Genomic DNA, 19,464 nt, shown 5'->3' with positions numbered 1-19,464 from the left:
GACGCGAGCGGAACCGGTCCGGTCCTGCGGGTCAGTGCGCGATGACCGGCACCTTCAGCTGGTCCTCCACACCGTCGCCGTCACCGTCACCGGAGGAGGTGACCGTGGTGGTGCCCGGCCGGCCGGCGTTGACCATGCCGAAGGCGATCAGCGCGGCGGCCACGAGGATGCCGACGGCGAACCAGATGGCGCTGGTGTAGCCCTCGACCATGCCGCGCAGCTGGACCAGCTGCGCCTCCGGGCGGGATCCGGCGCCACCGATGTGGTCGGCGACGTACGAGGTGGTCGCGGAGGCCGCGATCGTGTTCAGCAGCGCCGTACCGATCGCGCCACCCACCTGCTGCGAGGTGTTGACCATCGCGGAGGCGACCCCGGAGTCACGCGGCTCGACACCCTGGGTGGCCAGGGACATGGCCGGCATGAACGCCGTACCCATACCGAGGCCGAGCAGCAGCATCGCGGGCAGCAGCAGGGCCGTGTACGACGAGTCGATCTTCATCTGGGTCAGCAGCAGCATGCCGACGGCGGCGACCAGGAAGCCGGGGCCCATCAGCAGCCGGGGCGCGACCCGGGTCATCAGCCGGGTACCGATCTGGGTGGAACCCACGATCATGCCCACGATCATCGGCAGAAAGGCGAAGCCGGTCCGCACCGGCGAGTAGCCCCGCACGATCTGGAGGTAGTAGGTCAGGAAGAGGAACAGGCCGAACATGCCGATCACGGCGAGGCCCAGCGAGAGGTAGATCCCACCGCGGTTGCGCTCGGTGAGCACGCGCAGCGGCAGCAGCGGCGACTTGACCCTCGCCTCCACCGCCACGAAGGCGATCAGCAGCGCGGCCGAGGCGACGAACATGGCGACGGTCACGGAGTCGCCCCAGCCCTCGGACTCGGCGCGGGTGAACCCGTAGACCAGCGCGACCAGACCGAGCGTGGAGAGCACCACGCCGGGGATGTCGAGCGGCGAGCGGTTGCGGCCCGAGGCCGGCTCACGGATGACGAGCCAGGCGCCGATCGCGGCGACCACGGCGAACGGGATGTTGACGTAGAACGTCCAGCGCCAGTCCAGGTACTCGGTGAGGAAGCCGCCGAGGATCAGACCGACGGCGCCACCGCCACCGGCGATCGCACCGTAGATGCCGAACGCCTTCGCGCGCTCCTTGGCGTCGGTGAACATCACCGCGAGCAGCGACAGCGCGGCGGGCGCGAGCAGCGCGCCGAACACGCCCTGGAGGGCGCGGGCGCCGAACATCATGGCTTCGTTGGTGGCGGCACCGCCGAGCGCGGAGGCCACGGCGAAACCGCCCAGCCCGACGACGAAGGCGCGCTTGCGCCCCCACAGGTCCGCGATCCGGCCGCCGAAGAGCAGCAGACCACCGAAGGCGAGGGCGTAGGCCGTGACGACCCACTGCCGGTTGCCGTCGGATATGCCCAGGTCCTCCTGGGCGGAGGGCAGTGCGATGTTCACGATGGTGGCGTCGAGGACGACCATCAGCTGGGCGAGCGCGATGAAGACGAGGGCCTTCCAGCGACCCGGGTCGGGATCGGGCACCGCGGAGGTGCCGGCGGCCTTCGAGGCTGTTTCTGACATGGGTGTACCCACTTCGGGACTTCGTGACGGATGACGACTGATCCGCGTTGATCCGCTGATCCGTCGGGACGAGTGAAATATCGGACTTGGTAAGGCAGAAAGAGGTCTAGGGGTCCAGGGCTCTGTGGGCCCAGGGGTTCATCGGTCCAGGGGGCTGTGAGGTAGGTAGGTCTAAGGGTCTAAGGGTCTAAGGGTCTAGGGGTCTAAGGGTCTGTGAGGTAGGTCTGGAGTCCATGAGGCCGGGTCGGCGGCTTGGCTTCGCTGTCGGGCGTGGTGACCGGGGTGTTGACCGCGATCGCCCGCGAAACTCATCCCTCGTGCGGGATCCGGCGCAGATCCTCCATGGTGACGGGCGTTCCGGGCAGGGTGGAGCGGGCCGGGACCCGCATGCCGTCCAGGAACACCTGGAGATGGCGGTGGACGAACGGGTCCACGCTGAGACAGAGCGTTCCGGCCGGGGGCCGGCTGAGCTGGGCCACGGCGACCATCAGGTCCCCGACACCCACGTCGACACGGAGCTGACCGGCCGCCTTGGCGCGCTCCATGGCCTCCTCGACCAGTTCCTCGAACCGCATCCGCGCCGCCTCCAGATCGGGGTGGTTGCGGTCGAAGGTGCTGGAGACCATCGGGCACAGCGCGCTGATCCGCTCATCGGCGGCGGCGTGCGCGATCCGCTCCACCGCGGCGAACGGCTCGTCCCCGCACTCGGCGAGGGCCTGCTCGGCCGCCCGCGCCGTACGGTCGATGACCTCGCAGACCACTTCCCGGACCAGGGAATCGCGGTCCGGGAAGTTGCGGTACACCGTGGCGTTGCCGACGCCGGCCCGGCGGGCGATCTCGTCGAGCGGGACGTCGGCCCCGAACTCCACGAACATCTCCCGGGCGGCCAGCACGATCCGCTCCCGGTTACGCAGGGCGTCGGCACGGGGCCGGGGTGCCTTGCGTCGCTCGGGTGTCGCGGTCTCCACGGCTGCCTCCTGGTCGTCCGGTCGTCAGGGCCACTCACTGCTCGTCGCTCGCTCGTCGTCACTCGTTCGTGACTCGTCGTCGCGCGTTCGTCGCTCGCTCGTGGCTCGTCGTCGCTCGTTCGTGGCTCGTTGCCCGTTCGTAACGAACCGGGGAATGGGTCCCCGGTTCGACCTACGCCCCATTAAACGGGGAGGGCGTCCCCGGTTATTTCCCGACCTCCGGAAGACTTCCAGTGACGTGAGTCACATCACAGCGCGGAGAAACCCACGATCGGTCTCCTCCAGCGCGCGCCCGCGGCCACCTGGACACAGGGTGATCGAAAGGGTGCAGCCGGTCGCGTCTCGCCGGCTGCCGCGAGCGCGCAGCCGGGGTCCGGTGAGAGTCCGGTGGCTGCCTGGAGCGAAAGGCCCCTGCATGCAGCCTCAGCCGTCCCACAGCCGGATACGCCCGCGACGCGCGGCCACCCTCGTCTCCGTCACCGCGCTGACCTTCGCCGTCAGCACCGCGGCGGGCACCGGTCAGCACACCGTGGGCTCCTCGGCGGCCGGGGCGGGCCCTGCCTCGCTCTCCCGCTCCTCCGCGCTCGGCCCCTGCATGATCAGCGGCCCGACCGATGTCCAGATGTCCGAGGGTGTCCCCACCTCCCGCGGCTACGCCCCCTCCACCGGCACCATCCGGGCGCTGAGCCTGATGATCGACTTCTCGGACGCGCCCGGCCAGGGCGACGCGCTCGACCGCTACCACGAGTTCTTCCCGCAGACCCAGGAATGGTTCCGCACCAGTTCGTACGGCCGCCTGGACTACCGCTCCGAGGCCCCCGTGACGCAGTGGCTGCGCATGCCGAAGAGCTTCGAGGAGTACGGGATAGAGCGCGGCGCCCCCTTCGACCCCGGGTACCGCAAGCTGGTCCAGGACCTGGTGACCGCGGCCGACCCGAAGGTGGACTTCAGCTCGTACGACCTCCTGAACGTGCTGGTCACCCCGAACGCGGGCCCTTCGGCGCTGGACACCGTGCTCTCCGTGACCTTCGCGGGGAACCCGGAGGCCCCCACCGCCGACGGGGTCCCGGTCGCGAACGCGTCCTTCGTCTACTCCCGTCAGGACGACGGCTCCGGCTCCTACGACCGCACCGGCTACCGTGTGCTGCCGCACGAGAACGGCCATGTCTTCGGCCTGCCCGACCTCTACACCATGGAGGGCGGGGCGGCCGTGGGGCACTGGGACATCATGAGCGAGGACTGGGGCGCCAACAACGATCTGCTGGGCTGGCACAAGTGGAAGCTGGGCTGGCTCGACGCCGGCCAGATCACCTGCGCCTCCCGCCCCGGCACCAGTGAGCACATCCTCACCCCGCTGACCCGCTCCGGCGGCCCCAAACTGGTCGTCGTACCGCTGGACCGCCGTACCGGCTACGCCGTCGAGTTGCGCACCCAGGGCGGCAACGACGAGGCGGTCTGCCGTGCCGGGATCCTCATCTACAAGGTGAACGCCGTCATCGACACCGGCCAGGGCCCGGTCCGCGTCTACGACTCCCGCGGCGACAGCGGCGGTTGCACCCGCTCCCCCAACGTCCACGCCGAACTCTCCGACGCGACCTTCACCCCCGGCGAGACCTTCAAGGACCCGGAACACGGCATCCGTATCACGGTGGCGTCGGCGGACCTGAAGGGGAACCATGTGGTGAGGGTGACGCGGGGGTGAGCCGGGGCGACGGGGGCGGGGTGAGTCCTGTGCTCTGGATGCTCCGCTGCTCTGGATGCTCCGCCCGGCGACAAGGCGCAAGGCGCGGAACGTCAGTCCTTGCGCCCGGCGTCCACGGCCGGAACGTCAGTCCTTGCGCCCGGCGTCTGCGGGCGGAACGTCAGTCCTTGCGCCCGGTGGCGGCGACCGTGACCCCGAGCCCGATCATCGTGAGCCCGCCGACTCCACCGACGACGGAGAGCCGCTGGGGCGAGCGCGCGAACCAGTCGCGGGCGGTGGCGGCGACCAGCCCCCAGACGGTGTCGCAGGCGACGGCGATGATACTGAAGACCAGCCCCAGCACCAGCATCTGCAGGGCGACCTGTCCCTGCCCCCGGTCCACGAACTGCGGCAGCACGGCGGCGAAGAAGACGATGGTCTTGGGGTTGGTGACCCCCACGGCGAACCCTTCCCAGAAGGTCCGCACCCCGCCCTGGACGCTCCCGTTCCCCTGCACGGCGTCCCAGAGCGCGCCGCGCTCCCGCCACGCCTTGACCCCGAGATACACGAGGTAGGCGGCGCCGGCCAGCTTGAGCAGGGTGAACACCAGCACGGAGCGCTCCACGACCGACCCCACCCCGAGGGCGACGGCGACGATCAGCACATACGCCCCGATGGTGTTCCCGACCACCGTCGTCAGCGCGGCCCGCTTCCCCTGCGCGAGCGCCCGCCCGATCACGAACAGCACACTGGGCCCCGGCACCACGATCAGCAGGAACGACATCGCCCCGAAGGCGAGCAGACGCTCGGCAGACACCATGTCGGCCATGCAAACACGCCGCCTCCCGCCGGTACCACCCCTTTTCCCGAACGCGTTCACCCCGCCCCCGCACGGTCAGCCGCCCCGTCACCGGCTGCCATGGCGGGCCCCGTACGGCCCCGCCCCCGTCACCGGCTGCCACGGCGGGCCCCGTACGGCCCCGCCCTCGCCCCCGCCCCCGCCCCCGTCACCCGGCTGCCGTGGCGGGATCATGCGTCGCGCGTATGGTGGCCCCATGGAGATCAGAGAGTTGCAGTGGTTTGTGGCTCTTGCCGAGTCGGAACACGTGACCTCCGCGGCCGAGCGGCTCAACATCGCCCAGCCCACCCTCTCCCGTGCCCTCGCGCGTCTGGAGAAGCGGGTGGGTGTGCCGTTGTTCGACCGCCGGCAGAACCGGCTGCGGCTCAACAAGTACGGTGAGCTGTTCCGCGCCCACGCCGTGCGCGCCATCAGCGAGATCGACCACGCGGAGCAGCGCATCGCCACCCTGGTCGATCCCGACACCGGGACCATCGCGCTCGGCTTCCTCCACTCGTACGGCACCTGGCTGATCCCCGAACTCCTCGCCGGTTACCGCGGGATCGCGCCCTCGACCACGTTCGAGCTGCGGGGCAGCGCCGCGGACGCCGTGGTCGACGGGGTGCGCCGGGGCAGACTGGACCTGGGTGTCACCAGCCCGCGCCCGGCCGACGACGACCTGCGGTGGACGCCGCTCCAGGACGAGGCGCTGTCCCTGCTCGTACCCGCCGGGCACCGGCTGGCGTCCCGCCGCCGGGTGCGGGCGGCCGAGCTGGCGACGGAGGACTTCCTCGCGCTGCAACCGGAGTTCGGGCTGCGCCAGGTCGCGGACAGACTGTGCGCGGCGGCCGACTTCACCCCGCGGATCGTCACGGAGTGCTCGGAACTCAGTACCCTCCGCAGCCTGGTGGCCTCCGGGCTGGGAGTGGCCGTGGTGCCCAGCACCGGCGACCCGTCCGCCCAAGAGGGCCGCGCCGTCGCCGTACCGCTGGCGGATCCGGGGGCGTTCCGGACGATCGGGGTGATCGTCCCGGCGGGCGGCCCACGTGCCGCGGTGGTGGCACGGTTCTACGACTACGTCCGCTCCACGACCCGGCAGACAGGCGCCTGAGCCGCGCCCGAGCCCGCGCCTGCCCGAGCCCGCGCCTGCCCGAGCTTGAGCCCGTGGGCAGCGGGAGTCCGACCTTGAGCCCGCAGGCAGCACGAACAGCACAAGCAACCCAAGCAACCCAAGCAACCCAAGCAGCCCAAGCAGCCCAAGCAACCCGAACGCTCGAACGCTCGAACCGCGCGGCCAACCACCTCTGAGCTGGGACGATGCCCACCACGCATGAACCCGGCGAAGAGGCGTCATTTCACGGGCGGGGAGAACGGGTCCGAGCATGGCGCCATGAGCACGAGAGGGTGCGTGCCCCGCTTCCGCTGGTCACCCGGGCCGCGGGGACGGCCGTAGCCGTATGCGGGCGGGGTGTCACCGCTCCCGATCACCTCCCCACCGCCCGCTCCCGCAAGGAGACATGATGGTTCTCGGTCCCCGCCACGCCCGCTCGTGGCTGTTCACCCCGGCCGACCGTCCCGAGCGCTACCCCCGCGGGGACCGGCCCGGCGCGGACGCGGTCGTACTCGACCTGGAGGACGCCGTCGCGCCCGGCCGCAAGGCGCTCGCCCGCGACCACCTCACCCGGCGGAACGCCGGCGACCTGCCCGTCTGGGTCAGGATCAACGACCGCGCCAGCGACCACTGGCGGGACGATCTGGACGCGGTCGCGGACCTGCCCGCGCTCGCCGGTGTGATGCTGCCGAAGGCCGAGCGTCCGGAGCACATCGCCGCGACGGCCGCCCTGCTGCCGCCGGGAACGCCGGTCGTCGCCCTGGTGGAGACCTCGCTCGGCATCGAGAACGCCTTCGCCATCGCCTGCGAGACGGCCACCTTCGCCCTCGCGTTCGGCGTGGCCGACTTCGGGCGCGAGACCGGCATGGGCGACGCGCCCGAAGCCTGGGCCTACCCCCGTACCCGGCTGGTGATCGCCAGCCGGGCGGCCGGACTGCGCGGCCCCATCGACGGCCCCACCCTGCGCCTGGACGACCTGACCGCGGTACGCGCCGAGGCGGACGGGAGCCGGGCCGGTGGATTCACCGGCAAACTGTGCGTCCATCCCGCGCAGATCGCCCCGGTGAACGCCGCCTACGGTCCCGCGCCCGAGCGCATCGACTGGGCTCGCCGGGTGCTCGAACAGGCCGCGCACAGCGACGGTGCCGCCGTCCGGGTGGACGGCGAGATGATCGACCGGCCGCGCCTCGAACACGCCCGTGACCTGCTGGAGTTCGCGGCGCTCATGGAGACGTAGAGCGACTCGGGTGCTCGCGGGCAGGTGCCGTACGCGAGCGAGGGCTCAGCCGTCCAGGCCGGCCGCCGCCCTCGACCGCTCGTCCCACACGGGCCGTACGGCGTCGAACGACGGCCCGTGACCTCGCCGGTAGACCATCAGCGTCCGCTCGAAGGTGATGACGACGACGCCGTCCTGGTTGAAGCCGATCGTGCGGACGCGGACGATGCCGACGTCCGGCCTGCTGGAGGAGGTGCGGGCGGACAGCACCTCCGACTGCGAGTAGATCGTGTCGCCCTCGAACACCGGGTTCGGCAGGCGTACCCGGTCCCAGCCCAGGTTCGCCATCACGTGCTGGGAGACGTCGGTGACGCTCTGCCCGGTCACGAGGGCCAGCGTGAAGGTGGAGTCCACCAGCGGCCGGCCCCACACCGTCTGCGCCGAGTAGTGCCTGTCGAAGTGCAGGGGCGCGGTGTTCTGCGTGAGCAGGGTCATCCACGCGTTGTCGGTCTCCAGCACGGTCCGGCCGAGGGGGTGCCGGTAGACGTCCCCGACCTCGAAGTCCTCGAAGTAGCGGCCCTGCCAGCCGGTCACGGGGGCGCGTTCCGGGGCGGGGCGGCGGTGGCTCTCGTTCGTCATGACCTCATCTTCGGAACGCCGGAGCGGGCTTGTGAAATGACGAAACGTGCCTCGCGCCATGCATGACACGCATGACCGGACCACGTCTCAGGTCATGCGTGCCACGCATGAGGTGGCGGTCATTTCGTCATTTCACAGCGGCTGACGAGCGGCGGACAGTGTCTGCACATCAGATCCGGACTCCGCCGGAGGTTTTTCATGCCTGAGCCGCATTCCCCGCACCACCGCGTCCCCGCCGCTCCCACCACTGCCCCCGCCACCGCTTCCACCGCTGCCCCCGCCGCCACTTCCACCGCTGCCCCCGCCACCGCTCCCGCTGCTGCGCCCACCGCCGCTCCCGCTGCCGCCGCCGCTCCCACCCGGGGCCGCACGACCGAGCGCGCCACCGGCCCCGCCGACGACCTGGTGGACGGTCCACTTGCCGGCCTGGTCGTCGTCTCCTTGGAACAGGCGGTCGCCGCGCCGTTCGCGACCCGTCAGCTCGCCGATCTCGGCGCCCGGGTCATCAAGGTCGAAAGGCCCGGCACCGGTGATCTGGCCAGGGGCTACGACCGCACCGTACGCGGTATGTCCAGCCACTTCGTGTGGCTCAACCGCGGGAAGGAGAGCGTCCAGCTCGATGTGCGCTCCCCCGAGGGCAACCGGCGGCTGCACGCGCTGGTCGACCGGGCCGACATCCTCGTACAGAACCTGGCCCCCGGAGCCGCCGCCCGCCTCGGCATCGGCCACGCGCAACTCGCCCCGACCCACCCGGGACTGATCTCCTGCGACATCTCGGGCTACGGCGGCACCGGCCCCCACCACGACCGCAAGGCGTACGACCTCCTGGTGCAGGCCGAGGCGGGACTGCTCGCCATTACCGGCACGCCCGGGACCCCGTCGAAGGTGGGCCTGTCCATCGCGGACATCTGCGCCGGCATGTACGCCTACTCCGGCATCCTCACGGCGCTCCTCGACCGCTCCCGTACCGGTCTCGGCACCCGACTGGAGATCTCCATGCTCGAAGCGCTCGGCGAATGGATGGGCTATGCCGAGTACTTCACCCGTTACGGTGGCACGGCGCCCGCCCGTACCGGGGCCAGCCACGCCACCATCGCCCCCTACGGTCCCTTCCCGACCGAGGACGGCGGCCACGTGCTGCTCGGTCTCCAGAACGCCCACGAATGGGCCGCCTTCTGCGAGACCGTGCTCCGCAGGCCCGAGCTGCTGGACGACCCCCGGTTCAAGGGCAACGCCGACCGGGTCGCCCACCGGGCCGAACTCGACGCCCTCGTACGGGAGACCACCCTGGCGCTGAGCGCCGCGGAGCTGGTCGACCGGCTGGACGAGGCGCGGATCGCGCACGCGCGGCAGCGCACCGTGAGCGAGTTCAGCCAGCACCCGCAGCTCCGGTCCCGGGGCCGGTGGGCCTCGTTCGACAGCCCGGTCGGGGAGCTGCGGGGTCTCGTCCCGCCGGTCACGGTCCACGGCCGCCCGCCCGCGCGGCTGCGACCCGTACCGGCGCTGGGCGAGCACACGGAATCCGTCCTCGCCTGGATCGACGCGCCCGTCGAGCGCCGCCCTGAAGGGATGGCGCCATGTCCACTGAGCTGATCGGTGTGCTGGTCCTGGCCGTCGTCTTCGTCCTGGCCTCGGTCACCGGCCTCAACATGGGCATCCTGGCCCTGATCTCGACGTTCCTGTTCGGTGCGGTGTGGCTGGGCCATCCCGCGAAGGAGGTGCTGGCGGGGTTCCCGGCCGACATGTTCGTGGTGCTGGTCGCTGTGACCTTCCTGTTCGGCATCGCCCGTACGAACGGCACGGTGGACTGGCTGGTCCACGCGGCGGTCCGGGCCGCGGGCAACCGGGTCGGGGTGGTGCCGTGGGTGCTGTTCCTGCTGGCCACGCTGTTGTGCGCCACGGGTGCGGCCTCCCCCGCGGCGGTCGCGATCCTGGCCCCCATCGGCATCACCTTCGCCGTTCGCAACGGGATGAGCCCGCTGTACGTCGGGCTGATGGCCGTCAACGGGGCCGCCGCGGGCAGTTTCGCGCCGACGGGGATCCTGGGCGGCATCGTGAACGCGTCCCTCGCGGCCGATCGGCTGCACGTCGGCGGAGCGGCGCTGTTCGGGGGCACCTTCGCCGTCAATCTGGCCGCCGCCTTCATCACCTGGCTGGTCTTCGGCCGCCGACGCCGGAGCGCGGTCGCCCTGCCGAAGGAGCCGGACACCGCGACGCCGGCGGCCCCGCGACTCGGCGCCGAGCAGGGGGCCACCCTCACGGCGATGGTGCTCCTGGTGCTCGGCACCACCGTCCTCTCCCTGGACACGGGCCTGTTCGCCCTCACCCTGGCCGCGGCCCTGGCCGTCGTGTTCCGCACCACGGCCCAGCAGGCGTCCAGGGAGATCGCCTGGCCCGTGGTCCTGCTGGTGTGCGGGATCGTCACGTACATCGCCCTGCTGCAGAAGCTCGGGATCGTGGACTCCCTCGGCGAAACGATCGCGGCGGTCGGCGCCCCCCTCCTGGCCGCGCTGCTGATCTGCTACGTCGGCGGCATCGTGTCGGCCTTCGCGTCCACCACCGGCATCCTGGGCGCCCTGATGCCCCTGGCGGCCCCGTTCCTGGCCTCGGGCTCCATCCCCACCACGGGCCTGGTCATCGCCCTCTCCGCGACAGCGGCCGTGGTCGACGCGAGCCCCTTCTCCACCAACGGCGCCCTGGTCGTCGCCAACACCCCGGAATCCACCCGGCCCCAGACCTACCGCGGCCTGCTGCGCTGGGGCACGGGCGTGTGCGCGATCGCCCCGGCCGCGGCCTGGTTCACCTTCGTGGTCCTCTGACACCCACCCCGGACCACACCCCGGTCCCCCCTCCCACCCACGCGACCAGCACCAAAGACCTCCCCACCCAGCAGACACCTGCCACTACCAGGCCACCCGCTACACTGTCTGCGATGGCGCAGCCCCTACCGGCCGCGCTGCCGCAGACTGCCGGGAACCAACCGAACGAGGTTCTCCCCGACAGATCCCGGCCTTCGGGCCTTCGTAGCTCAGGGGATAGAGCACCGCTCTCCTAAAGCGGGTGTCGCAGGTTCGAATCCTGCCGGGGGCACAACGCGTTACGGCTCTGACCTGGGGTTTCTCCCCCAGGTGGGGGCTCTATTCGGCCTCGGACTCGTCGTCCGGGGCCGTTTGCGTGAGCGGTGCGTGAGCGGACGGAGAGTTGATCTCCGAAATTTCTCCCAACGGATCAACACCATCCGGCACGGTCTCCGAGCCAAGCTCCTCCAGCTCGTCGATCAGCAGCGGGAAGAGCACAGCCGGGCTGATCCGGTACCTGTTCGACACGAAGAAGGCAAAGGACCACACCGACCCCCACCTGGTCGCCTCCTGGGACGGCTTCGCCCCCGACCCCGGCCGCGCCGACGACTTCGACGCCACCCGCAAGCTCCTCGTCGCCGACCTCGACCTGAGGGTCAAGCAGGCCCGGCGCCTCGGCCAGGCACCCGAGCAGCACGTCTGGCACTGCTCCGTTCGGGCCACACCCGAGGACCGGACGCTCACCGACGACGAATGGGCGGACATCGCCCGCCGCATCGTCCACGCCACCGACATCGCCCCCCGAAGGCGACCCGGACGGCTGCCGCTGGGTCGCCGTCCGCCATGCCCCCGACCACATCCACATCGCCGCCACCAAAGTCCGGGGCGACCTGCGCACCGCCCGTCACTGGAACGACTACCAGCCAGAAGCTCGGCAGTCGAGAGTCGGCCCGAAGTAAGGGCCGACCGGCCGCCGTCGCCGTAACATGCGCAACTGTGTTCACGCCACCTCAGTCGACAGCACAGGGCCGTCGACGCTGATCACCGATGCGCGAGGCTGTCCCGGATCACCTTGTCGCTGGCGCGTAGAGCTGCGGTCAGTGCACTGTGCAGGTCTTTCGGGATGGTTCCCGCTCCCAGGGCTCAGGCTTTGACCAGCTCGTGGCACTCCTGGACCCCTCGCTCTGTGGCGAGAGTGAGAAAGAGCGGATGGGCCAGGACCGCGCGGGCGGCGTAGCCGTCCTCGGCCTCCGTCGTCCTGTGGTGGAGGTTTTCCACGACGCGGTGCGCGGCAGGTGCGTCGGAGGAGCCAATCGAGTCGAGGACGGTGAGGCCGAGCCGGATGTCGAAAACAGTCATTCCGGGCTCGGCCTGCCGGTGAAGGTAGTCCGAGGTCAGTTCCAGCAGGTGGCCGTCGAAGGGTTGTTGGGCCTCGCGGCGGCGCAGGACGGTCAGGCAAGCCGTGACGGTCTCTTCCCACGGGTCGCAGGGCACGGTGTCGTGGAGGAGCCCTGCTGCCGATGCCGTGTCGCCAGAGATCAGGGCGGAGAGTACGGCGACTTGGCGACCGTCGAGCATACGATTGCCCACGCCTCGGTGGGACTTGATGTGCTTCAGCGCCTCGGCCCAGCGTCCGGTGGTGGTGAGGGTGCGCGTGCCGTCGGCGAGGAGCACGCGCCAGAGCCACGCACGAACCTCTTGGCGGTCCGCGTCGGTCGTGGCGAGATCCGCCGGCACCTCGACGCCGTCGAACCGAGCGGTTGCACCGGTCTCGACGGCGGCGTAGAGGTCGAGCAGCCGCTGGCGGGCTTCGTCGGGGTGGCCACTGCGGATCTGGAGACGGGCGAGGTTGACGACGGGTTCGAGTCCTCGGATCGCGCTCATTCCGGGCAGCGGGCAGGCGTCGAGATAGGCGGCGGCGTGCTGATGGCACATCTCGCGGGCGGGGCCGGGAAGGTCCAGGTCGGAGGCGATGAGGGCGGCCTGGTTGTAGATGGCTGACGCCAGTCCCTGGTCAGCCTTCCGCACCGCAGTGTCGGCCAGGTCGACGAGTGCACGGACGCGTTGGGGCAGGGGCAGGCAGGCGGGTCGGAATCGGGCGACGAGCGGGAAGCGCTGGGCTATGGGAACGTGCGGGTCCATGGGTCCCCCGGGGTGTGAGTCGGAACTGTGGGGCGGCGGTGCCCGCCCGTCGTATGCCGACGGGCACCCTCCGCTATTCGTGGGGTGTCATTGCCAGTCGACGACGATCCGGTTCAGCGGAGTGTCGAGGGCGAAGAGGCCGGGGCGCTGTTCGGCAGGCGCGGTGTCGAGAGGCTGGATCTCGAAGGTGGCCTCACGGCCGCGATAGTTCCGGTCCCAAGTACGGATCGTGTCCGCAACCTTCGCGGCCAGTTCGTCGCTGCCGGGACCATGGCCGACGACGCCGAACTCCCAGAGCTTGCCGCCTTCCGGGGTCCTTTTCTTCAGCAGCCGCCGGGCCAGGTAGGTGACGGCGCCTTTCTCCACGGCCGCGGTGGATGAGGGGTACGGATCTTCGGTGAGCAGCCCGCCCTTGGCGTTCTGGGGGAACAGCATCCGGATCAGGCCGGACGGCAAGGAGCAGGTGAGGAACAGTTCCATCCATTCCGGCGATTCCATGGCGCGGACCGTCATACCGGTCCACTCCTCGGTGCGCGGCTGTTCCAGAACACGGGCGAGGGCGTCGGCATCGATGTCCTGGCCGGCGGGGGCCTGGAGCCGAACGGTGCCATCGGCGCTGAGCGGGATGACACGGCGGTCGTCGTCGGCGATGCCGCGCCGGAGCGGCATGAAGGTGTTCATCTCGCTGCCGATGGATACCCACCGGCTGTCGCGCTGTTCGTACGCGATGGAGCGGGCGACGCTGCCCTTGAGGCGCTGGGGCACGAGAAGACGTCCGCCGGGGGCGAGCTGTTCCAGCCAGGCGTGCGGCACACCGTGCGCGCCGACGGTGGCGATGATCCGGTCGTACGGTGCTCCCTCCGCGTACCCGAGGGCTCCGTCCCTGGTCACGGCCTTGGCGTTGGTGATCCCGGCCTCGGCGAGATGGGCGCGGGCGCCTTCTACGAGGTCGTCGTCGACGTCCAGGGTGGTGACGTGACCGGTCTCGCCCACCAGGTGCGCGAGGAGAGCGGCGTTGTAGCCGCTGCCTGCACCGAGTTCGAGGACGCGTTCGCCGGGCTGTACATCGAGCTGGTCCAGCATGAGGGCGACGACCCCCGGCTGGGAGGCGCACGAGATGGAGGCGCCGTCGGTGTCGTACTTGATGTGCACCGGGGCGTTGGCGTAGGCGTCTTCGAGCGATGCTTCGGGAACGAACACATGGCGGGGAACGGTCCGCAGAGCATTCGCGACGGCGGGGGTGCGGGCTTGACCGTTCGCCTGGATCCGGTCGACCAGGGTGTTGCGAAGGCGCTCGGCGTCCGCCGAGTCGGTGGTGATCGTTTCGGTGTTCACCGAGCCGACGCTAGCGGCGTCCGCCGCTGACCCGCTGGGCGATGCGGTGTTGTCACTGGTTCCCATGACTACCTCTCGTGCGATGTTGAACAGAGCGCTCTGGTCGTCCCGGAGGAGACCGGCGCGGTTGGCGTGGAAGATCGTGTGGTGGGCGATGACGGCCCGCAGGCCACGGGTGAGAACGCCGTGGCCCGCGAGGTCGGCGAGGGCTGCCCCCGCCTGTTCGAACGCGGTGACCCATGCGTCGTGACCGTGGAGCGGGCCGCCCGGGTGGCAGAGGTCATGGGCCTCGGCGGTCATTAGCTTCCGCATGGTGGGAGCCAGGGTGGTGGCCCGTCCGGGCGGCAGCGGATCGGTAGTCGGCCGGAGTGCGGCCACCTTCGCCCATACGTCCCCCTGCTCGAACCAGTCGAGTCCGGCGCCGCGCATCATGGCGCTGACCAGAAGGACGACGGTCTCCCGGCGCCCTAGGTGCCCCGGGCCGGGCTGGTAGGCCAGCAGATGGCGGCAGTCATCGGCGAACAGTTGGTGGGCGGTCTCCATGGCTGTCGGTCCGCCGAACGCGTCGACCTCGGGCTCGTATCTGCCGGGCAGCCAGGACGCGACCCAGCCCTCGCCGACGAGGTCGTCCAGCAGCGACTCAATGACCGGGGAGGGTTCGTCGGCGCGGTATCGCAGGGGCCAGGGCTGTTTGTTCATGAACCACCAGCCGGTGACCTGCCCGGTCGCCTCGGCGGCGGTCAGGGCGGGGGCGAGACATTCGGCGATGACGCGTTGGGCGCCCGAGCGGTCGGCGAAGGTGATGTTGTGCTGCTGCCAGCGGTCGGAGGGCATGGAGGGGGTCCTTCTGTCGGTGGATCAGGCGACGAGCAGACAGGCGTCCCAGGCGGAACGGGGTGGGGTGGCGGTGCTGGGCGCGATGAGTGCCAGGGCTGTGCCGGCGGCGCCGTCGAGCAGGCCGGGGTCTCCGTTCCTGAATGCGGTGTCCGCCGAATGAATCGCGTCCAGGAGGGCGGGAATCGAGGCGCGGATGCGGGCCGCGGTCGAGATGTGAGCGTCGTCGGCTGCCCGGGTGGCGATGTGGACAAGCCCCGCGAAGCCGTGGCACAGCCCCTTGTCCGTCGTGGCCTTGAGCTGGTCGGCGTCGGTGAGGGCAGCCGCGAGGGCGTTCTCCGCCTGGGTCTGACGGTCGATGTCGCCGAAGGCGATCGCAGCGAGCTGCTGAGCGCGGGCAAGGCCGGCGGTGCCGTAGCACCACGAGGGTCGCTGGACTGCGGACGGGGCGCGGCAGCCGGTCCGCAGTTCGTCCCAGGTGATCCAGTACGGCCAAGCCTGGCCGTGATCGGTCTTCCAGCGGTCCAGCCAGGTCAGGATGGTGCGTATGGCTGCGTGGTGCCCGTGGGCGATGGTGCCGTGCCGGGCGGCCAGGGCCAAGAAGGCGAGTGCGCCGCCGATGCCGTGTGCCATGCCGTTGTTGGCGTGGCCGCCGGGGAAGCGGTCGTCCGGGTAGCCCGAGGGTCCGGTGTCGGTCCACCAGCCGGGCAGGGCCTCGTCCTGGTGGGCCAACGGTTCGGTGAGGCGTACGACGTAGTCGAGCACAGCACGCGTCGTGGCACCGTCGGGAGCGCGGCGCAGCAGGTAGGCGCCGTATCCCGTCAGCCCTCGGATCGCGTCGAACTCGGCGAGCTGTGGCAGACGCCCGGCGTCGATACGGTGGTGGGCGGCATTCAGGCGGCGTCCGACGTCGATCGCGATTCGGTCGTCCATCGTGTTCAGCGCGCGTTGGTACGAGCCTGGGAGGTGGTCCGCCGCGCAGGCCAGCGCGTGGGCGAGGGCGGGCGTCCCGTAGAAGGGGTGGCTGTCGGGACCGCTGGTGAGAGGCTGGCGGGAGGCGGCGGCGAGCCAGTCGTGAGCGCGCTGCCACGGTCCGAGTCCGTGCGCGGCCCGCTCGATGTGGAGTAGCGCGATGCCAGCAGGGCCGTAGGCCAGGTGCTGCCGGTACGAGGGGGAGAACCGCTGTACCTCGGGATCGGCGAGCCGGGACGCGACGGCGTCGACCAGGTCGAGAGCCGGGTGAGTGGTCATGTCGGCCTCCTCTCGGCACGCGCGGTCCAGGCGAGAGCGGCGGCGCGTGCCAGGTAGAGGCACACCTCCTCCTCGGGGAAGTTCACCGCGATGTGCCGTACGAAGTGGACATGCAGGAATGACGTCAGGACATCGTCGATGGCGATTCCTTGGGTGTCCGGACCGGGCAGGTGCGGGCGGTAGGCGGCGAGTGCCGCGTCCCGTTCTGCCCATCCCGACACGATGGCCTCCCCGCCTGGCACTCCGCGTAATGCGGACCAGCCGTCGCGGGGATCGGCACGTCGTACGGCCTCGGTGAACAGCTTGCGGGGCACGGACGCGGGCGCCGTCGGAGGGATGTGGTCGATCAGCCACCGCATTCCGGCTTCGGTGCCGCCGAGGAAAGTGGAGGCGATGGAGACGGTGTGCGCCGCCACCAAGGCGCGCTGGCCGGGGCGCTGCCGCTGTGCGAGCTGCGCCACGACAGCGCGCGAGTCGGCGCGGAACACCTCCTCGGCGGCCTCCCACGCCGCTCCGGAACCCCAGCGTCCCATCTCGCGGTACGAGGTGGAGTATCGGAGGTCCGCCAGCAGTCCGGCGCTGCGCATCTCGTCGCCCCACTCGCTCACCGCACGGGCGGTCTCGGCAAAGGCCCCCGGATGGGGGAGGGCGATACGTACGCGGAGGTGCTGGGCCGGGTCACGGAAGCGGATGAACCACCAGGGTGGGTTGCCGAGCCGTGTCAGCAGTTCGGGCAGGTGCTGGGCGAGCAAGGTGTCCTGGCGGCGGGAGTCTCCGTACAGGGCCGCCAAGAGCACGGACGAGGAGGCAGGGGTCTGCATCTGCGCTGGTGAGAGGGCGCGAGCCGCAGTGGGAGCGGGCAGGGGCGGCCAGGCAGTCGGCCGTACCGCCTTGAGGGGCACCACGACCTCGTGGGCGCGTCCGTCGCACCAGCCGTACTCCTCCGGGGCTTCGACCAGCACGGCGACAGGCACACGGTCGAGGTGCTGGCGGAGCAGCGTTTGGTGGCCGACCTCGTCAAGGTCGAGGAAGAGGTGCCGGTCGCCTTCCACGAGGTGCACCTGACGCGGTAACCGCCGCCGGCCCCGCCAGTCGGCCAGAGCTGTATCCCACTGGGCGAAGCCGGACAGCTCCGATGCCTCCAGTCGCCAGCGTGCCGGGGCCAGCACCGTACGCCCGTAGCGGAGCCGCGGCAGGAACGGCATTGCCGCTGCGGCACCCCAGTCGAAGACGCTGACCTGTGCACACTGGGCGCGGGACAGTTCGGTGAGAAACCGTGCCAGCGGCGGGGTGTGCGTGTGCAGGTTGAGGGCGTTCATGCCGACGGCTTCGACCCGGTGGCCTCGCCCTGGGGCTGCCAGGTACAAGCGGCGTCCGTCGCACGCGACCGCGAGGTCGTCGGGGGTGAGCACGTTGGTATCCGGGGCACGGTGCTCCTGGAGGCTGATCACGGTAAGCAGGACCTGGGGCGCCCGGGTGACGTGAGCGCTTTCGGGGAGCAGCGGCGGGAAGGAGAGCTGCGCGGGCACGGTGTCGCTGTCGGCGGTGGGCAGATTGGCCAGTTCCGCGCTCAGAGCCTCGCGGTCTGAGGGTTCCAGCACGCTGAGGAAGCGGCCCGTTGAGACGCCCGCGCCGCGTGACACGCTCACGACCTCCATGCGGAATTGCCCGCGCCGCAGCTCATCCAGGCCAGCCGAGTGCACCCGTACGCCCATCTCCAGATGCGGAGGCACCCGTGGCTCGTCCGGCCCCACATCAAGGGCGGCAATCTGTTCCTCGGTGAGGACGACTTCGTCGCGCCCTTCCAGCGCGGCCGTCTGCGCCAGGCGTACGAGGACGTCGTCCCGGGCGGAGATCCGAGGCCGACGCGCACCGCGCGGTGTACCTGGATAGCCGTCGGGGTAGCCGACGCCGCTGTCCGCCACGACCTCCTTGATCGGCACCATCGTGCCGATGCCGTACCGCTCGTAGAAGCGCTGGTGGTACTCGCCCCACGCGACTGTTCCGTACGGGCGGGCACTCAACCGGGTCAGGACGAGCGCGGCCTGTTCTACCTCCCGGGCCACTGCCTCCGGCAGTACGAGCTGGGCGTTCAGCCGCAGGTCGAACGCGATGGGGTGGCGCTTCCCGCCCGGTACGAGCTCCCGCATCCGCGCGGCGGTTCTGTCCCGCTCGTCCCGCGTGACGCACTTCTCCAGGCCCGCCCTGATCGCGTGCAGCTCGGTCAAGGTCGTCGAGATCGGGGCGACGGTCTCGGCCTCGACCGCTTGGAGCTGTTCGACGAGGTACCCGAGGGCGTTGGGCTCGGTGCTCGGCGCGTGCAGGCTGGTGATCAGGACCCGTCGTCGGATCAGCTCCTCCAGCAGCCGGCGAGTCTTCTCGGGCCCGGCGTCGGGGAACTCCGCCCGGAGCTTGTTCAGGAGCGCTTTGGTCTTGATCGGCGCCTTGGTGGCGGCGAGCGCCACACGTACAGGTGCGGTGAGGGCGAGCGTCGCCTCGACCGCCCGGGTCCCGTCGACTTGGTCATCTGACTGAAACGGCACGACGAGCCGGTCCCCACGTACGAATGCGGTGTTGTTGGCGATGACCGGTAGCCGGTCGAGGAGTTGCGGGCACGACTCCAGTCGTTGTACGACGGCGGCCAGCCATTCCGCTCCGGCCCGGCCGACGAGGACATGCCCCTCGCCCCAGTCCGCGTACGCCTGTGATCCCCACTTCGCAGTGGCCACCCCGGCGAACAGACCGAACGGAGTCGCCCGGTGCTGGACCCGCAGCAGATAGCGGACCACGGATTGAGCCGTGCGCCGAAGGTCACGTGGAGCTGGACGCCGATTCGTGCACACTCCCCGCACCTGCGCGGCCAAGGACGGGCTGGAGTGTCGCAAGGACTCGGCGAAGTCCTCGTCCGCCCAGACGGCGCGAAGCCAGGTCGCCTGGGCTGTCGCGCTGCCGGGCTCGTCAAGCTCAGGGCATGGGGGAACCGACAACGACGGGCGGGCGACGGCGCGCACGAGGGCGGTTGCCCCGGCGCGGTACGCCGCGGTCGGGATGGCCATCGACTCC

At 70.7% G+C, this 19,464-nt stretch carries 13 protein-coding genes, 1 tRNA gene and 2 pseudogenes; 7 read left to right on the top strand and 9 right to left on the bottom strand.

Annotated features, from left to right (window positions below):
- Window positions 1-31: 31 nt before the first annotated feature.
- Together ACIQNG_RS15845 and ACIQNG_RS15840 are read right to left on the bottom strand one after the other, a co-directional pair.
- A complete protein-coding gene (locus tag ACIQNG_RS15845) occupies window positions 32-1,588 on the bottom strand; it encodes an MFS transporter (RefSeq protein ID WP_401485422.1) in 1,557 nt (518 codons plus the stop codon).
- A 308-nt stretch (window positions 1,589-1,896) separates the two neighbouring features.
- Window positions 1,897-2,556, bottom strand: a complete 660-nt coding sequence (locus ACIQNG_RS15840; protein WP_401428624.1) for a TetR/AcrR family transcriptional regulator — start codon at window positions 2,554-2,556, stop codon at window positions 1,897-1,899.
- Window positions 2,557-2,971: 415 nt separating this feature from the next.
- Between ACIQNG_RS15840 and ACIQNG_RS15835 the strand changes: the two genes are divergently transcribed.
- The gene (locus ACIQNG_RS15835; RefSeq protein ID WP_401485420.1) at window positions 2,972-4,258 is read left to right on the top strand and encodes a M6 family metalloprotease domain-containing protein; all 1,287 of its coding nucleotides are present in this window, start codon (window positions 2,972-2,974) and stop codon (window positions 4,256-4,258) included.
- 160 nt (window positions 4,259-4,418) lie between these two features.
- Here ACIQNG_RS15835 and ACIQNG_RS15830 read toward each other — a convergent pair whose 3' ends face one another.
- Complete coding sequence (locus ACIQNG_RS15830) at window positions 4,419-5,057, bottom strand: LysE family translocator (RefSeq protein ID WP_401428620.1); 639 nt, start codon at window positions 5,055-5,057, stop codon at window positions 4,419-4,421.
- 235 nt (window positions 5,058-5,292) lie between these two features.
- Between ACIQNG_RS15830 and ACIQNG_RS15825 the strand changes: the two genes are divergently transcribed.
- Together ACIQNG_RS15825 and ACIQNG_RS15820 are read left to right on the top strand one after the other, a co-directional pair.
- Window positions 5,293-6,186: a LysR family transcriptional regulator gene (locus ACIQNG_RS15825; protein ID WP_401428618.1), complete on the top strand. Its 894-nt coding sequence runs from the start codon at window positions 5,293-5,295 to the stop codon at window positions 6,184-6,186.
- Between the two features lie 406 nt (window positions 6,187-6,592).
- Complete coding sequence (locus ACIQNG_RS15820) at window positions 6,593-7,423, top strand: HpcH/HpaI aldolase/citrate lyase family protein (RefSeq protein WP_401485418.1); 831 nt, start codon at window positions 6,593-6,595, stop codon at window positions 7,421-7,423.
- Between the two features lie 45 nt (window positions 7,424-7,468).
- Here ACIQNG_RS15820 and ACIQNG_RS15815 read toward each other — a convergent pair whose 3' ends face one another.
- On the bottom strand, window positions 7,469-8,041 hold the full coding sequence (locus ACIQNG_RS15815) for a MaoC family dehydratase (protein ID WP_401428614.1): 573 nt from the start codon (window positions 8,039-8,041) through the stop codon (window positions 7,469-7,471).
- A 198-nt stretch (window positions 8,042-8,239) separates the two neighbouring features.
- Between ACIQNG_RS15815 and ACIQNG_RS15810 the strand changes: the two genes are divergently transcribed.
- From ACIQNG_RS15810 to ACIQNG_RS15800, 3 genes are all read left to right on the top strand, one after another.
- Window positions 8,240-9,634 (top strand): CaiB/BaiF CoA transferase family protein, encoded by a 1,395-nt coding sequence (locus tag ACIQNG_RS15810; protein ID WP_401485416.1) that lies wholly within the window; start codon window positions 8,240-8,242, stop codon window positions 9,632-9,634.
- Window positions 9,619-10,860: an SLC13 family permease gene (locus ACIQNG_RS15805; protein WP_401485414.1), complete on the top strand. Its 1,242-nt coding sequence runs from the start codon at window positions 9,619-9,621 to the stop codon at window positions 10,858-10,860. Before ACIQNG_RS15810 ends, ACIQNG_RS15805 begins: the two co-directional genes overlap by 16 nt.
- A gap of 198 nt (window positions 10,861-11,058) precedes the next feature.
- A tRNA-Arg gene (locus tag ACIQNG_RS15800) sits at window positions 11,059-11,131 on the top strand.
- A gap of 47 nt (window positions 11,132-11,178) precedes the next feature.
- Here ACIQNG_RS15800 and ACIQNG_RS15795 read toward each other — a convergent pair.
- Window positions 11,179-11,460, bottom strand: a complete 282-nt coding sequence (locus ACIQNG_RS15795; RefSeq protein WP_401485732.1) for a hypothetical protein — start codon at window positions 11,458-11,460, stop codon at window positions 11,179-11,181.
- Between ACIQNG_RS15795 and ACIQNG_RS15790 the strand changes: the two are divergent.
- Window positions 11,345-11,777: pseudogene (locus ACIQNG_RS15790) on the top strand (mobilization protein); the annotation flags it as partial. The gene ACIQNG_RS15795 and the pseudogene ACIQNG_RS15790 sit on opposite strands and share 116 nt — an antisense overlap.
- A gap of 103 nt (window positions 11,778-11,880) precedes the next feature.
- Here ACIQNG_RS15790 and ACIQNG_RS15785 read toward each other — a convergent pair.
- The 4 genes and pseudogenes from ACIQNG_RS15785 to ACIQNG_RS15770 all read right to left on the bottom strand — a co-directional run bounded on the left by ACIQNG_RS15785 (window position 11,881) and on the right by ACIQNG_RS15770 (window position 19,457).
- Window positions 11,881-12,981 (bottom strand): annotated as a pseudogene (locus ACIQNG_RS15785) (hypothetical protein).
- Between the two features lie 87 nt (window positions 12,982-13,068).
- Window positions 13,069-15,150 carry a methyltransferase, FxLD system gene (gene fxlM / locus ACIQNG_RS15780; RefSeq protein WP_401485412.1) on the bottom strand — a complete coding sequence of 694 codons (2,082 nt, stop codon included), beginning with the start codon at window positions 15,148-15,150 and terminating at the stop codon, window positions 13,069-13,071.
- A gap of 24 nt (window positions 15,151-15,174) precedes the next feature.
- Window positions 15,175-16,401, bottom strand: coding sequence for a lanthionine synthetase C family protein (locus ACIQNG_RS15775; protein ID WP_401485410.1), 1,227 nt, complete (start codon window positions 16,399-16,401; stop codon window positions 15,175-15,177).
- Window positions 16,398-19,457: a lantibiotic dehydratase gene (locus ACIQNG_RS15770; protein ID WP_401485409.1), complete on the bottom strand. Its 3,060-nt coding sequence runs from the start codon at window positions 19,455-19,457 to the stop codon at window positions 16,398-16,400. The genes ACIQNG_RS15775 and ACIQNG_RS15770 overlap by 4 nt, the downstream gene beginning before the upstream one ends.
- Between the last annotated feature and the right edge of the window lie 7 nt (window positions 19,458-19,464).

It is taken from the genome of Streptomyces sp. NPDC091377, assembly GCF_044757045.1.
Classification (GTDB): domain Bacteria; phylum Actinomycetota; class Actinomycetes; order Streptomycetales; family Streptomycetaceae; genus Streptomyces.
Note: the sequence above shows the minus strand (reverse complement) of the source record. Positions and strands in the feature narration are given on the sequence as shown.